General features: G+C 58.9%; 12 protein-coding genes. All 12 read right to left on the bottom strand.

Features of this window, described 5'->3' with window-relative positions:
- Positions 1–8: 8 nt before the first annotated feature.
- The 12 genes from O4G74_RS13435 to O4G74_RS13380 all read right to left on the bottom strand — a co-directional run bounded on the left by O4G74_RS13435 (position 9) and on the right by O4G74_RS13380 (position 12,850).
- Positions 9–1,502 (bottom strand): NADH-quinone oxidoreductase subunit M, encoded by a 1,494-nt coding sequence (locus tag O4G74_RS13435; protein ID WP_269403113.1) that lies wholly within the window; start codon positions 1,500–1,502, stop codon positions 9–11.
- Entirely contained in the window at positions 1,502–3,664 is a 2,163-nt protein-coding gene (gene nuoL, locus O4G74_RS13430; RefSeq protein ID WP_269403112.1) for an NADH-quinone oxidoreductase subunit L, read from the bottom strand. The genes O4G74_RS13435 and nuoL overlap by 1 nt, the downstream gene beginning before the upstream one ends.
- A gap of 7 nt (positions 3,665–3,671) precedes the next feature.
- The gene (gene nuoK, locus O4G74_RS13425) at positions 3,672–3,980 is read right to left on the bottom strand and encodes an NADH-quinone oxidoreductase subunit NuoK (protein WP_119378107.1); all 309 of its coding nucleotides are present in this window, start codon (positions 3,978–3,980) and stop codon (positions 3,672–3,674) included.
- Between the two features lie 3 nt (positions 3,981–3,983).
- Positions 3,984–4,574: an NADH-quinone oxidoreductase subunit J gene (locus O4G74_RS13420; RefSeq protein WP_419715403.1), complete on the bottom strand. Its 591-nt coding sequence runs from the start codon at positions 4,572–4,574 to the stop codon at positions 3,984–3,986.
- Positions 4,575–4,635: 61 nt separating this feature from the next.
- A complete protein-coding gene (nuoI, locus tag O4G74_RS13415; protein ID WP_119454311.1) occupies positions 4,636–5,121 on the bottom strand; it encodes an NADH-quinone oxidoreductase subunit NuoI in 486 nt (161 codons plus the stop codon).
- Complete coding sequence (gene nuoH / locus O4G74_RS13410) at positions 5,118–6,194, bottom strand: NADH-quinone oxidoreductase subunit NuoH (RefSeq protein ID WP_119378110.1); 1,077 nt, start codon at positions 6,192–6,194, stop codon at positions 5,118–5,120. Before nuoH ends, nuoI begins: the two co-directional genes overlap by 4 nt.
- A 9-nt stretch (positions 6,195–6,203) precedes the next feature.
- A complete protein-coding gene (gene nuoG, locus O4G74_RS13405) occupies positions 6,204–8,303 on the bottom strand; it encodes an NADH-quinone oxidoreductase subunit NuoG (RefSeq protein WP_269403110.1) in 2,100 nt (699 codons plus the stop codon).
- Between the two features lie 4 nt (positions 8,304–8,307).
- Positions 8,308–8,688: a hypothetical protein gene (locus O4G74_RS13400; protein ID WP_269403109.1), complete on the bottom strand. Its 381-nt coding sequence runs from the start codon at positions 8,686–8,688 to the stop codon at positions 8,308–8,310.
- A 14-nt stretch (positions 8,689–8,702) separates the two neighbouring features.
- Positions 8,703–10,007 (bottom strand): NADH-quinone oxidoreductase subunit NuoF, encoded by a 1,305-nt coding sequence (gene nuoF / locus O4G74_RS13395; protein ID WP_269403108.1) that lies wholly within the window; start codon positions 10,005–10,007, stop codon positions 8,703–8,705.
- The gene (gene nuoE / locus O4G74_RS13390) at positions 10,007–11,032 is read right to left on the bottom strand and encodes an NADH-quinone oxidoreductase subunit NuoE (RefSeq protein ID WP_269403107.1); all 1,026 of its coding nucleotides are present in this window, start codon (positions 11,030–11,032) and stop codon (positions 10,007–10,009) included. Before nuoE ends, nuoF begins: the two co-directional genes overlap by 1 nt.
- On the bottom strand, positions 11,032–12,240 hold the full coding sequence (locus O4G74_RS13385; RefSeq protein ID WP_119378115.1) for an NADH-quinone oxidoreductase subunit D: 1,209 nt from the start codon (positions 12,238–12,240) through the stop codon (positions 11,032–11,034). Before O4G74_RS13385 ends, nuoE begins: the two co-directional genes overlap by 1 nt.
- Positions 12,233–12,850 carry an NADH-quinone oxidoreductase subunit C gene (locus O4G74_RS13380; RefSeq protein ID WP_269403106.1) on the bottom strand — a complete coding sequence of 206 codons (618 nt, stop codon included), beginning with the start codon at positions 12,848–12,850 and terminating at the stop codon, positions 12,233–12,235. The genes O4G74_RS13385 and O4G74_RS13380 overlap by 8 nt, the downstream gene beginning before the upstream one ends.
- Between the last annotated feature and the right edge of the window lie 10 nt (positions 12,851–12,860).

Raw genomic sequence — 12,860 nt, 5'->3', positions numbered from 1 at the left:
ATGTGCCTCTATCCTCCGGTGATCATCTGAAGCGCGCGCAGGCTGCTTTCGCGCGTGATGTCAAATACGAGATTTGGTGTGATGCCGAGCAGGATGGTGCCGATGATCAGCGGTGTGATCGTGATGAGATCCTTCTTGCCGACATCGGTGATGTTTTCGAGCGCCGGATTGGTTACGGGGCCGAACACCGTGCGGCGATAGAGCGTCAGCATGTAGACCGCCGAGAAAATCACACCGAGCGCCGCGCCAGCCGCTGCCCAGGTCGACGCCTGGAAAGCACCCGTCATGGTCAGGATTTCACCGACGAAACCGCTAGTCCCCGGCAGACCGACATTGGCCATCGTGAACAGCATGAAGATCGCCGCATAGATCGGCATCTTGTTCACGAGGCCGCCATAGGCTGCGATCTCACGCGTATGCATCCGGTCATAGACCATGCCAACAATGAGGAAGAGCGCGCCGGAAATAAGGCCGTGCGAGATCATCTGGAAGATCGCGCCCTGCACGCCAACCTCGGTGAAGGAGAAGATGCCAAGCGTCACGAAACCCATATGGGCCACCGACGAATAGGCGATCAGCTTCTTCATATCGGTCTGGCGGAAAGCGACCAGCGACGCATAGACAATGGCGATGACCGACAGCGCGAACATCATTGGCTGGAAGAACTGGCTCGCATCCGGGAACATGGGCAGCGAGAAGCGCAGGAAGCCATACCCGCCCATCTTGAGCAGCACACCGGCAAGGATCACAGAGCCAGCCGTTGGCGCTTGAACGTGCGCATCGGGCAGCCAGGTATGTACCGGGAACATCGGGAGCTTCACGGCAAAGGACGCAAAGAAGGCCAGCCATAGCCAGGTCTGCACCTCGGGCGCGAAAGCATAGGTCTCAAGCACCGTAATGTCGGACGTACCGGCCTGCATGTACATGAAGACGATGGCCGCCAGCATGAAGAGCGATCCGAGCAGCGTGTAGAGGAAGAACTTGAACGAGGAATAGATGCGCTCTGCTCCGCCCCAGACGCCGATAATGATGAACATCGGGATCAGACCGGCTTCGAAGAAGACGTAGAACAGAACCAGGTCCATCGCACAGAATACGCCGATCATGAAGGTCTCGAGGACGAGAAACGCGATCGTGTATTCGGTCAGGCGATGCTTCACCGTGCCATAGGACGCAATCAGGCTGATCGGCGTCAGCAAGGTGGTCAAAAGGATGAGAAGCAGCGACATGCCATCGATGCCCAGCTTGTACTGGATACCGGCAAACCAGCTCACTTCTTCGACAAGCTGATAGCCCGGCGCGTCGACTTCGAAGCTTACCAGCATCACCAGTGAGGCAAGGAAGGTTGCGGCCGAGAAAATCAGGCCGGCCATGAGCGACTGGCGCCCACGCGTTTCTTCATCCTGGCCATTGCTGCCTGTGGCTGTCTGCACAAGCATGATCAGCAAGGCACCAGCCAGCGGCAGAAAAGTGACCGCTGTCAGAATTGGGAAATTGCCCATCAGCCCGCGCCTCCAGCACGCCAGAAGATCACCGCGCCAAACACGAGGGCCGCAAGAATGATCACGAATGCATAATGATAAAGATAACCGGTGTGCATGGCCGACAGACGGCGCGAGCCCCACCGAACGAGCGACGTCACACCATCCGGGCCGAACCCGTCAATGATACGCTTGTCGCCGGTTTTCCAGAAGAAGCCGCCAAGCCAGTGCGTGCCCTTGACGAAGGTCGCGTTATAGATCTCGTCAAAGTACCACTTGTTGGCGAACAGGCTATGCAGCGGGCCGCCCGATGCCGCAATCTTCGCTCCGAAACCTCGGTTGAAGAAATACGTAAAGGTCGCGATCAGGAAGCCGGTCACGGTCACGAAGAGCGGTGCCCAGAACACCCATTCCGGCACATTGTACTTGTCAGCCAGAACCGTGTTGTCCGCCGCATTATAGATCGCGCCAGCCCAGAACTCGGCCTGATAGTGACCGACGAACGAGTCGTAGAAAACAAAGCCGGCAAAAATGGCGCCGAGAGACAGGAGGCCGAGCGGGATCAGCATGACGAGTGGGCTCTCATGCGGATCCTCATGGTGGTCGTGATGGTGACCATGATCGTCGACCGACAGATGTTCGTCCGCGTGGCTGTCGACTTCCGGCGTTTCCGGCAGGATCGAATCCTCACGCGGGCCGTGGAACGTCATGTAGATGAGGCGCCAGGAATAGAAGCTCGTCAGCAGCGCCGCCACGATACCGAAGATGAAGGCCAGCGTGCCGAAGCTGACGCCATTGGACCCGGCCGCGAACGTCGTCTCGATGATGGCATCCTTGGAGAAGAAGCCCGCAAAACCGAACGAAGTGTGCGGAATACCAAGACCGATGATCGCAATCGTACCGATCATCATGGCAGCATAGGTCAGCGGCATGAACTTCGCGACACCGCCCATGCGGCGCATGTCCTGCTCATGGTGCATGCCGTGAATGACAGAGCCTGCCCCGAGGAAGAGAAGCGCCTTGAAGAAGGCATGCGTGAACAGGTGGAACATCGCCGCCTGATAGGCACCGATACCGGCCGCAAAGAACATGTAACCAAGCTGCGAACAGGTCGAATAGGCGATGACGCGCTTGATGTCGTTCTGTGCCATGCCCACGGTCGCCGCATAGAGCGCAGTCACGGCACCGATAAGCGTGACCATGCCGGCTGCGAACGGTGCGTACTCATAGATCGGCGACACGAGACAGACGAGATAGACACCCGCGGTCACCATGGTCGCGGCGTGGATGAGCGCGGAAACAGGCGTCGGGCCTTCCATGGCGTCTGGCAGCCAGACGTGAAGGAAGAACTGCGCCGACTTACCCATAGCCCCGATGAAGAGGAGCACGCCGATCAGCTCCAGCGCCGGCACATTATAGCCAAGGAATGGTACGATCAGCTCGCGGATCGGCGCCGCGTCGGCCAGCGCGAGCGGTGTCACGATTGCATTCTCGCGGATGGCGCTCAGCACAGGCTCGAACTCTACCGACCCGAACACCACGAAGACGCCCATGATACCAAGCGCGAGACCGAAGTCGCCGACCCGGTTGGTCACGAAGGCCTTGATGGCTGCGCTGTTCGGTGCCGCTTTCGTGTACCAGAAACCGATCAGCAGATAGGAAGCGAGGCCCACGCCTTCCCAGCCAAAGAAGAGCTGGATAAAATTGTCCGCCGTCACCAGCATGAGCATCATGAAGGTAAACAGCGACAGATAGGCAAAGAAGCGCGCGCGATGCGGGTCTTCGCTCATATAGCCCCATGAATAGAGGTGGACGAGGCCAGAAACGCCCGTGATCACTGCCATCATGACGATGGACATCGCATCGACGCGGATTGCCCAGTCCGCCTGGAACTGGCCAACATCCATCCAAGTCAGCAGCGTGATGATATGCTGGACCGGCGCAACAACGGCCGCGCCGTGATCGCCAGCTGCAGGCGCTGCGGTATGAACCGCCTCAACAACACCGCCGCCAAAGGCGAACATGAAAAGCTGGATGACCGACAGGATGCCGGCAAGGCCGACCGTACCGGTCGTGATGACCATGGCGCCGGTATCTGTCACGTATTTCTGGAAAACCCCGGCGATCAAGGCTGCGAGGCCCGGCGCCAGGACGATGAAGAGAAGTGCGAAATCAGGAAGCATATCCGGTCTAGCCCTTCATCAGGTCGATGCTCTCGACGGCGATGTCGCCGCGATTGCGGAAGAAAACAACGAGAATGGCGAGCCCGACAGCCGCTTCGGCTGCTGCAACTGTCAGCACCAGCATGGCAAAAATCTGGCCGACAATCGTGCCTGAGAACACCGAGAAGGCGACCAGGTTGATATTGACGGACAGCAGGATGAGCTCGATCGCCATGAGGATGACGATGATGTTCTTGCGGTTCACGAAGATGCCGACGACACCCACAGTGAACAGGATAGCCGAGACAGCAAGGAAGTGATTGACAGTAATATCCATGACCTAAAGTCCCTTGCCTGACTCAACGTCGATGCGGCGGATCGCATCCTTACGGGTACGAGCGGTCTGCTTCGCGATGTTCTGGCGTTTGACGTGCGGCTTATGGCGAAGCGTCAGCACAATGGCACCGATCATCGCGACCAGCAGGATGATGCCGGACATCTGGAACAGCAGTAGGTATTCGGTGTACATCACCTGCCCGATGGCTTCGGCATTTGTGGCCGCGCCGGGCTTGGCGTTGATCTCATCACCAGCGGCCGATCGCGCAAATGTTACGAGCGCGATTTCAGCAGCGAATGCGACACCGACCAGCGCAGCAAAGGGCCAGTAGCCGAGCGTGCCCTGCTTCAATTCTACGAAGTCGACATCCAGCATCATCACCACGAACAGGAAGAGCACGGCGACCGCGCCGACATAGACGACGACCAGAAGCATTGCGAGGAACTCCGCCCCGATCAGGACGAGCAGGCCCGCAGATGTGAAGAAGGCCGTGATCAGCCAGAGCACGGAGTGAACCGGGTTCTTGGCGGCAATCACGGCGACTGCCGAAACGGTCACGATCGCTGCCAATATGTAAAAGGCGATGAGTTCCACCGGTGTGAGCCCCAATGTTGCCAGCGGTCAGACCGCTGCAGGAAAGTGAAGGCGCCCCGCCCTAACGGTAAGGCGCGTCGAGTTCAAGATTGCGTGCGATGAGTCGCTCCCAGCGGTCGCCATTCGCAAGCAGGCGGTCCTTGTCATAATACAGCTCTTCGCGGGTTTCGGTCGCGAATTCAAAGTTGGGCCCCTCGACAATGGCGTCGACTGGGCAGGCTTCCTGGCAGAAACCGCAATAGATGCACTTCACCATGTCGATGTCATAGCGTGTCGTGCGGCGGGAGCCATCCTCGCGTGGCTCTGCCTCAATCGTGATGGCCTGCGCCGGGCAGATCGCCTCGCACAGTTTGCACGCGATGCAACGCTCTTCGCCATTCGGGTAGCGGCGTAGCGCATGTTCGCCACGGAAACGTGGGCTCAGCGGATTTTTCTCGAAAGGATAGTTCACGGTCGCCTTGCGCTTGAACATTTCCTGAATGCCGATTTTGAAGGCATGCAGGAAGTCCGTCATCATGGCGCCGCGGAGGGACTGAACGATGTTCATGCCTGGACTCCTGCGTAAACAACATAGCCTGCAACAAGGAAAACAGCGGCCAGCGAGGTCGGAAGGAAGATCTTCCAGCCAAGGCGCATCAGCTGGTCATAACGATAGCGCGGCACGACAGCCTTCACGAGTGCAAAAAGGAAGAAGAAGAATACGGTCTTCGCCATGAACCAGGCGAGGTGACCAAGATTGACCATCCAGACCGGGAAGTTCGAGACGAACTCTTCGCCAAACGGGATCGGACCGTGCCAGCCGCCGAGGAAAAGCAGCGTCATCATCGAGCACATAAGCACGATGTTGAGATACTCACCGATCATGAACAACAGGTATGGCGTGGAGGAATACTCGACCTGGTAGCCAGCCACGAGTTCGGATTCGGCTTCCGGAAGGTCGAATGGCGGTCGGTTTGTTTCAGCCAGCGCGGAGATGAAGAACATCACGAAAACGACGACCATCACCGGGAACAGGAGGATATTGTTGAAGCTGAACAGGTGCCAGGTCCAGAAACCGCCTGACTGGTTGTTCGCAATCTCACTGAGGTTCATCGACCCCACCAGCAGGATCACCGTGATAATGATCAGGCCGATCGATACTTCATAGGACACCATCTGCGCCGCGGACCGCAGCGACCCGAGGAACGGATATTTCGAGTTCGACGCCCAGCCGCCCATGATGATGCCGTAGACACCAAGCGACGAGACCGCGAACAGGTAGAGGATACCGACGTTCAGGTCAGCAACCACCCAGCCCGGCGCCACGGGGATCACCGCCCATGCGGCAAATGCCAGGGTTAGCGACAGGATCGGAGCCAGCAGGAAGACCGTCTTGTTGGCACCCGCTGGAATAATGATCTCTTTCAGGAGGAATTTGCCGAAATCGGCAAAGCTCTGCAGCAGGCCGAAAGGACCGACAACGTTCGGCCCCTTGCGCATCATCACAGCTGCCCAGACCTTCCGGTCCATAAGCAGGAGGAAGGCCAGCGAAAGCAGCAGGACAACCGTAAACAGCAGGATCTGACCGATGACGGTCAGCCAGCCAAAAAGCAGTCCATGTTCCTGGATGAATGCACTCATGGCGCTCGCCTACTCCGCTGCTACCGGCGTTTCAAGGCCACGCTTCATGAGCGAGCATTCCGCCATCGTCTTTGACGCCCGTGCAATCGGGTTGGTCAGATAGAAATCTTCGAAGGGCGCTTCAAAAGGACGCGCTCCGGCGAGGTTATTGGCCTTTTCAGGCGCTTGGGACAGCGCCTCATGGCCGCCAGCACCCGGCGCAAAACCGAGGCCAGCAAATATCGGATTATGCTCACGGATCTGTTCGCGAAGCTGGTCGGCCGAATCATAGGACAGCGTCTTGCCGGTCAGCTCTGACAGCGCGCGGAAGATCGCCCAGGCCTCGCGGGCCTCGCCCTTCGGCTGGACGGCCTTACGGGTCATCTGCACGCGGCCTTCCGTGTTTACATAGGTCGCTTCCATTTCGGTATAGGCCGCAGATGGAAGAATGATGTCAGCGCGAGACGAGCCGCGATCCCCATGCGAGCCGACATAGATCACCGTCGTGTCGCCAAGTTTGCTGAGATCAAGTTCATCTGCGCCAAGCAGGACCAGCGTATCGAGGCCGCCTTCGAGCATTGCCTTCGTGTCGAGCCCGTTTTCGCCCGGCACGAAACCGGTATCAAGCGCGCCAACACGACCAGCCGCATTATGAAGCACGCCAAAGCCGCTCCACTCATCGGTGATCGCGCCGGCGTCCAGTGCGATCTGGTGCGCGGCATTCAGCACATCGAGACCGTGCTCTCCAACCAGCGCATGTTCGCCAACCACAACCATCGGGCGTTTGGCATTCTTGAAGGCCGTCACAAATGCGCTGTCGCCTTTCAGCAGGCCATCGAGGTCTGCCGGGCCAGTGCCGAGGTGTTCATAGTCATAGGTGAGGTCTACGCCTTCGCCGATCAGACCGACCTGAAGGTCATTCCAGAGCCAGGCCTTGCGGATGCGCGCATTCCAGACAGATGCCTCTACGCGCGGATTGGTGCCGATCAGCAACAGCACGTCAGCTTCCTCGACCCCCATGAGCGTCGGGTTGAGAATGTATTTCTCACGGACGCCATCGGCGCCATAAGATGCGCCAGCCGGACGACAGTCAGTCGACGCGATGTCGAGGTTGCGGGCTAGATCAAGCGCCGCGCGGGCCTGTTCAACCTCAACGAGGTCGCCAGCGATGAAGCCGGTCTTTTCCTTGGAAGCCTTCAGCGCCTCTGCGGTCTTCTGCAGCGCCTCACTCCAGCTTGCGGGGCGCAGCTTGCCATTCTCGCGGACATAAGGCCGGTCGAGACGCTGGCGGGCAAGGCCGTCCCAGACGAAGCGCGACTTGTCTGACAGCCACTCCTCATTCACCTCTTCATTCAGGACAGGCATGATACGCATCACGCCCGCTCCTTTTGCATCAACGCGGATGCCCGCGCCCATCGCATCCATGATGTCGATCGACTCAGTCTTGCGCAGCTCCCATGGGCGCGCATTGTAGGCGTAAGGCTTCGACGTCAGCGCGCCGACCGGGCAAAGATCGATGACATTGCCGGAGAGCTCCGACGACAGCGATTCTTCAAGATAGGTCGTGATTTCAGCGTCTTCGCCGCGCGAAATCATGCCCAGCTCTTCGACACCGGCAACCTCTGCGGCGAACCGCACACAGCGTGTACACTGGATGCAGCGGGTCATGATCGTCTTGACCAGCGGGCCCATATTCTTGTTCTCGACCGCGCGCTTGTTCAGCGCATAGCGCGAACCAGACCGGCCATAGGCCATGGCCTGGTCCTGCAGGTCACACTCACCGCCCTGATCACAGATCGGGCAATCCAGCGGGTGGTTGATGAGCAGGAACTCCATCACGCCGTTGCGGGCCTTCTCGACATAGTCACCAGAGGTCAGAACGTTTGGCGGCGAACCATCCGGATTGAGGCGCATGTCACCAACGGTCTGGGCGCAACTGGCGATTGGCTTCGGCGCGCCTTTCCACTGAACCAGGCACATGCGGCAATTGCCAGCGACCGACAGGCGCTCATGATAGCAGAAGCGCGGGATCTCGGCGCCAGCTTCCTCACACGCCTGCATCAGCGTGTAGTGCTTGGGCACCTCAATGTCCTTGCCATCGATGTTCAGTTTGAAAAGGTCGTCAGCCATCGCTTTAGAACTCTTGTACGGGATTGAATTTCGTCTCGCGCGACAGCGAATTCCAGCGCGCAAGGAGATAGGTCGGAACGATCACGAGCAGGCTGCCCAGCATCGCGGAAGGACGCCAGACGCGCACCACAAGCAGGTCATGCGCCAGCGTCAGTAGAAGCGAGAGCACGGCTACAGCGAGGATCGCCCAGAGATACTTTGTCGAGACCAGCGACAAGATGCCGAGCACGATCATCGCGTTCATCTGCACCACTGGCAGCAGGACCGAATTCAGCGCCAGAACATCCACGCCAAAATGCTGCGCGGTAACGATCAGGGCGAACGTATTCGTCCCGATGATAACAGCGCACCAGATGGTGGTGAGGATGTTGCGGAGCGTGCTCATCAGTCGTGTCTGCCCTACTCCGCTGCCACGTTTGCGCCCTGCACCATGGTGCGCGGCGCCCGGTATTCGGAAATGCGGTCTTCGATCTCATGCCGGAAGTGGCGGATAAGGCCCTGCACGGGCCACGCTGCGGCGTCGCCAAGGGCGCAGATCGTGTGCCCTTCGACCTGACTGGCCACGTCGAGCAGCATGTCGATATCCGACATCTCCGCCTGGCCCTTCGCCATCCGCTCCAGCACGCGCCACATCCAGCCCGTACCCTCACGGCACGGCGTACACTGGCCGCAGCTCTCATGCTTGTAGAAGTAGGAAATCCGCGCAATCGCCTGGATGAGGTCGGTGGATTTGTCCATCACGATGACGGCCGCCGTGCCGAGACCTGAGCGCAGGTCCCGCAGCGTGTCGAAGTCCATATAGGCGTCCATGATCTGCTCGGCAGGCACCATCGGCACCGACGAACCACCGGGGATCACAGCCTTCAGATTGTCCCAGCCGCCACGGATACCGCCGCAATGGGTCTCGATGAGATCACGGAAGGTGATCGACATTTCTTCTTCGACGTTACACGGCTTGTTCACATGGCCGGAGACACAGAACAGCTTCGTGCCTGTATTGTTCGGGCGGCCGAAGCCAGCAAACCACTCAGCGCCGCGACGCAGGATGGTTGGCGCAACAGCGATCGACTCGACATTGTTCACCGTGGTCGGGCAGCCATAGAGACCGGCATTGGCCGGGAATGGCGGCTTCAGGCGCGGCTGGCCCTTCTTGCCCTCAAGGCTTTCGAGCAGCGCCGTTTCCTCGCCGCAGATATAGGCACCTGCACCGTGGTGGACGTATATGTCGAAGTCCCAGCCATTCTTGTTGTTCTTGCCAACCAGACCAGCCTCATAAGCTTCCTTCACCGCCTTCTCGAGCGCCTCACGCTCAGCGATGTATTCGCCGCGCAGATAGACATAGCAGGCGTGCGCGCGCATCGCATAGGACGCGACCATGCAGCCCTCGATCAGAAGGTGCGGATCATGGCGCATGATCTCGCGGTCCTTGCACGTACCCGGCTCGGACTCGTCAGCGTTCACAACCAGATAGTGAGGCCGGTCACGGACTTCCTTCGGCATGAAGGTCCATTTGAGACCTGTCGGGAAGCCAGCGCCGCCGCGGCCACGAAGGCCGGATGCCTTGATCTGGTCGCAGATCCATTCCGGCGTCTGCTGCAGCATCTCACGCGTGAGATGCCAGGCTCCGCGCTTCTTGGCCGCTTCGAGGCCCGGCGAGTGCGCGCCGTACAGATTGGTGAAGATGCGATCCTTGTCCTGCAGCATTAGCTTTTGTCCTCAGATGCGAATGTCTTGGCCTGCTCGATCCAGGATTCCCGCTCGATCCGGCCCCGGAAAGAGAGATACCCGTCGACCCATTTCACATTATCGCCGCTCCAGGCCGCGATCTGTGCAAATGTGTTCACGCCAAGCTCATTGAGCTGTTTCTCAATCTTTGGCCCGATGCCCTTGATTTTCTTGAGATCGTCGCCGTCTTCAGAGCTGGCTTCAGACGCCGCTGGACGCTCGCCTTCGAGCTCCATCTCGTCATCGGCCGCTTCGACCGCGGCCTTGGAGGTCTCTTCGCGATCGGTATTGGTCGGCTTCGAACGGGCCGGCTCACCCTTCGCTTCCGGCTCTGGCGTGTCGCCATTGGTCGCCTCTGGAAGGTTCGGCAGCCCGGCAGCGCCGTTGCGCGCCCCATCGAACAGACCCGCCTCTTTCAGCGTCGTCGCGCCGCCAATCGGCGCACTGTTCAGACGGTCAACGAACGTCCCCGGAGGCACGTCTACACCGCCAGCCAGCCGCGACAGGATCTCATCGAGAGATTCCGGCGTCAGATCTTCATAGTAATAGTCATTGATCTGGACCATCGGCGCGTTCACGCAGGCGCCCAAGCACTCGACCTCTTCCCATGACAGGCGGCCATCATCCGTCACGGCCATCTTCTTGCCGATGCGTTTCTCACAGACCTTTTTCAGATCATTGGCACCGCGCAGCATGCAAGGCGTCGTACCGCAAAGCTGGACGTGATTCTTGCCGACGGGCTGAAGGCGGAACATCGTGTAGAAGGTCGCAACCTCATAGACGCGGATATACGGCATCTCGAGGCGGTCAGCGACCGTGCGCATCGCCGGCTCGGACAGCCAGCCGCCATTATCCTTCTGAGCCAGCCAGAGCAACGGGATGACGGCAGACCGCTTCTTGTCCTCTGGATATTTGCCCATCCAGAACGCAATCGTCGGCTCTGTTTCGGCTTTGAAAGCGAAGGTTTCGCTCCCTGCCTCAAGATCAAAACGGCGTAGTGCCATTAGCGGTCGATCTCCCCAAACACGATGTCGAGCGAACCCAGTATGGCAGAGACGTCTGCCAGCATATGCCCCTTGCACAGGTGATCCATGGCCGCGAGGTGCGGATAGCCCGGCGCACGGATCTTTGCGCGATATGGACGGTTCGTCCCGTCAGAAACCAGATACACACCGAACTCGCCCTTCGGCGCCTCGACGCAGGCATAAACCTCGCCTTCGGGCACGTGGAAGCCTTCGGTGTAAAGCTTGAAGTGGTGAATGAGCGCTTCCATCGAGCGCTTCATGTCACCGCGGCGCGGCGGCGAAACCTTCGAACCTGCTAGCAGGACTTCGCCTTCCGGCATGTTCTCGATGCACCACTTCATGATGTCGCAGGAGATGAGCATCTCCTCCATTCGGCAGACATAGCGGTCATAATTGTCGCCATTATTGCCAACCACGACCTTGAAGACATCGCCCGGAATCTCGTCATAGATTTCGTAAGGCTGTGAGCGGCGAAGGTCCCATGCCAAGCCGGAGCCGCGAACCATGACGCCCGAAAAACCCCACTCCATGATCATCTTCTCATCGACAACGCCGATATCGACATTGCGCTGTTTGAAGATACGGTTTTCCGTGATCAGCCCTTCAATGTGCGCAATTGCATCTGGGAAACGGCTGCAGAAGTGCATGATATCGTCGAGCAGGTCTGGCGGCAGGTCCTGATGAACGCCGCCCGGCCGGAAATATGCAGAGTGCATACGCGAACCGGAGGCACGCTCATAGAAGCCGATCAGCACTTCGCGCTCCTCAAAGCCCCAGGTAATCGGGGCAAGCGCGCCGCAGTCCATTGCCTGCGTCGTGATGTTCAGCATGTGCGACAGGATACGGCCGATTTCAGAGTAAAGCACGCGGATAAAGCTGGCACGGCGCGGCACTTCCAGACCAAGCATACGTTCGATCGCAAGGCACCAGGCATGCTCCTGGTTCATCGGCGCGACATAGTCGAGCCGGTCGAAATACGGAAGGCCCTGCAGGTAGGTCTTGTACTCCAGCAGCTTTTCGGTGCCGCGGTGCAGAAGGCCGACATGGCTGTCGATCCGCTCGACGACTTCGCCGTCGAGATCCATGATCATGCGCAGCACGCCGTGCGCAGCAGGGTGCTGCGGACCAAAGTTCAGTGTAAACTTGCGGTCGTCGTCGGAGGACGAAATGTAAGCGCTATCAGCCATTGTCAGCCTCCTTCTCCGCCTTTTCATCACCCGGCAGCTCTTTGGTCATGCCTTCCCACGGCGATAGGAAATCAAAATTGCGATATTCCTGAACTAGGCTCACCGGCTCATAGACAACCCGCTTTTCAAGGTCGTCATAACGCACTTCGGTATAACCAGTCAGCGGGAAGTCCTTGCGCAGTGGATAGCCCTCGAAGCCATAATCGGTCAGCAGGCGGCGCATGTCCGGGTGACCGGCAAAGCGGATGCCATACATGTCGAATGCTTCGCGCTCGAACCAGTCGGCGCTGGGGTGAAGCCCGGTAAGGCTCGGCACCGCGGCGCTCTCATCAGTCGACACCTTGACGCGGATGCGCTGGTTCAGGCGCATCGACAGGAAGTGGTAGACGACCTCGAAGCGCTGGCTGCGCTCTGGATAGTCGACACCGCAAATGTCGATCAGCGTCTCGAAGACGCACTGATTGTCGTCCTTTAGGAATTTCGACAGGCGCAGGATCGAATCGCGTTCGGCGAGCAGCGTCAGCTCGCCATGCTTCACATGGAAGCTTTTCACCATATCAGCGCACGAGTCGCTGATATGCTCGCCAAGCTCTTTCAGGGCTTCACTCATGACCAGTAAA

Origin of the sequence: Henriciella marina (genome assembly GCF_027213945.1) — a bacterium.
Lineage (GTDB): Bacteria > Pseudomonadota > Alphaproteobacteria > Caulobacterales > Hyphomonadaceae > Henriciella > Henriciella marina_A.
This window is presented reverse-complemented; position numbering and strand designations above follow the sequence as displayed.

Coding starts and splice junctions, on each gene's coding strand:
- nuoH (WP_119378110.1), bottom strand. CDS start 6,194: ATGAGTGCATTCATCCAGGAACATGGACTGCTTTTTGGCTGGCTGACC.
- nuoF (WP_269403108.1), bottom strand. CDS start 10,007: ATGCTGCAGGACAAGGATCGCATCTTCACCAATCTGTACGGCGCGCAC.
- O4G74_RS13385 (WP_119378115.1), bottom strand. CDS start 12,240: ATGGCTGATAGCGCTTACATTTCGTCCTCCGACGACGACCGCAAGTTT.
- O4G74_RS13400 (WP_269403109.1), bottom strand. CDS start 8,688: ATGAGCACGCTCCGCAACATCCTCACCACCATCTGGTGCGCTGTTATC.
- nuoK (WP_119378107.1), bottom strand. CDS start 3,980: ATGGATATTACTGTCAATCACTTCCTTGCTGTCTCGGCTATCCTGTTC.
- O4G74_RS13435 (WP_269403113.1), bottom strand. CDS start 1,502: ATGGGCAATTTCCCAATTCTGACAGCGGTCACTTTTCTGCCGCTGGCT.
- nuoE (WP_269403107.1), bottom strand. CDS start 11,032: ATGGCACTACGCCGTTTTGATCTTGAGGCAGGGAGCGAAACCTTCGCT.
- nuoL (WP_269403112.1), bottom strand. CDS start 3,664: ATGCTTCCTGATTTCGCACTTCTCTTCATCGTCCTGGCGCCGGGCCTC.
- nuoI (WP_119454311.1), bottom strand. CDS start 5,121: ATGAACATCGTTCAGTCCCTCCGCGGCGCCATGATGACGGACTTCCTG.
- O4G74_RS13380 (WP_269403106.1), bottom strand. CDS start 12,850: ATGAGTGAAGCCCTGAAAGAGCTTGGCGAGCATATCAGCGACTCGTGC.
- nuoG (WP_269403110.1), bottom strand. CDS start 8,303: ATGGCTGACGACCTTTTCAAACTGAACATCGATGGCAAGGACATTGAG.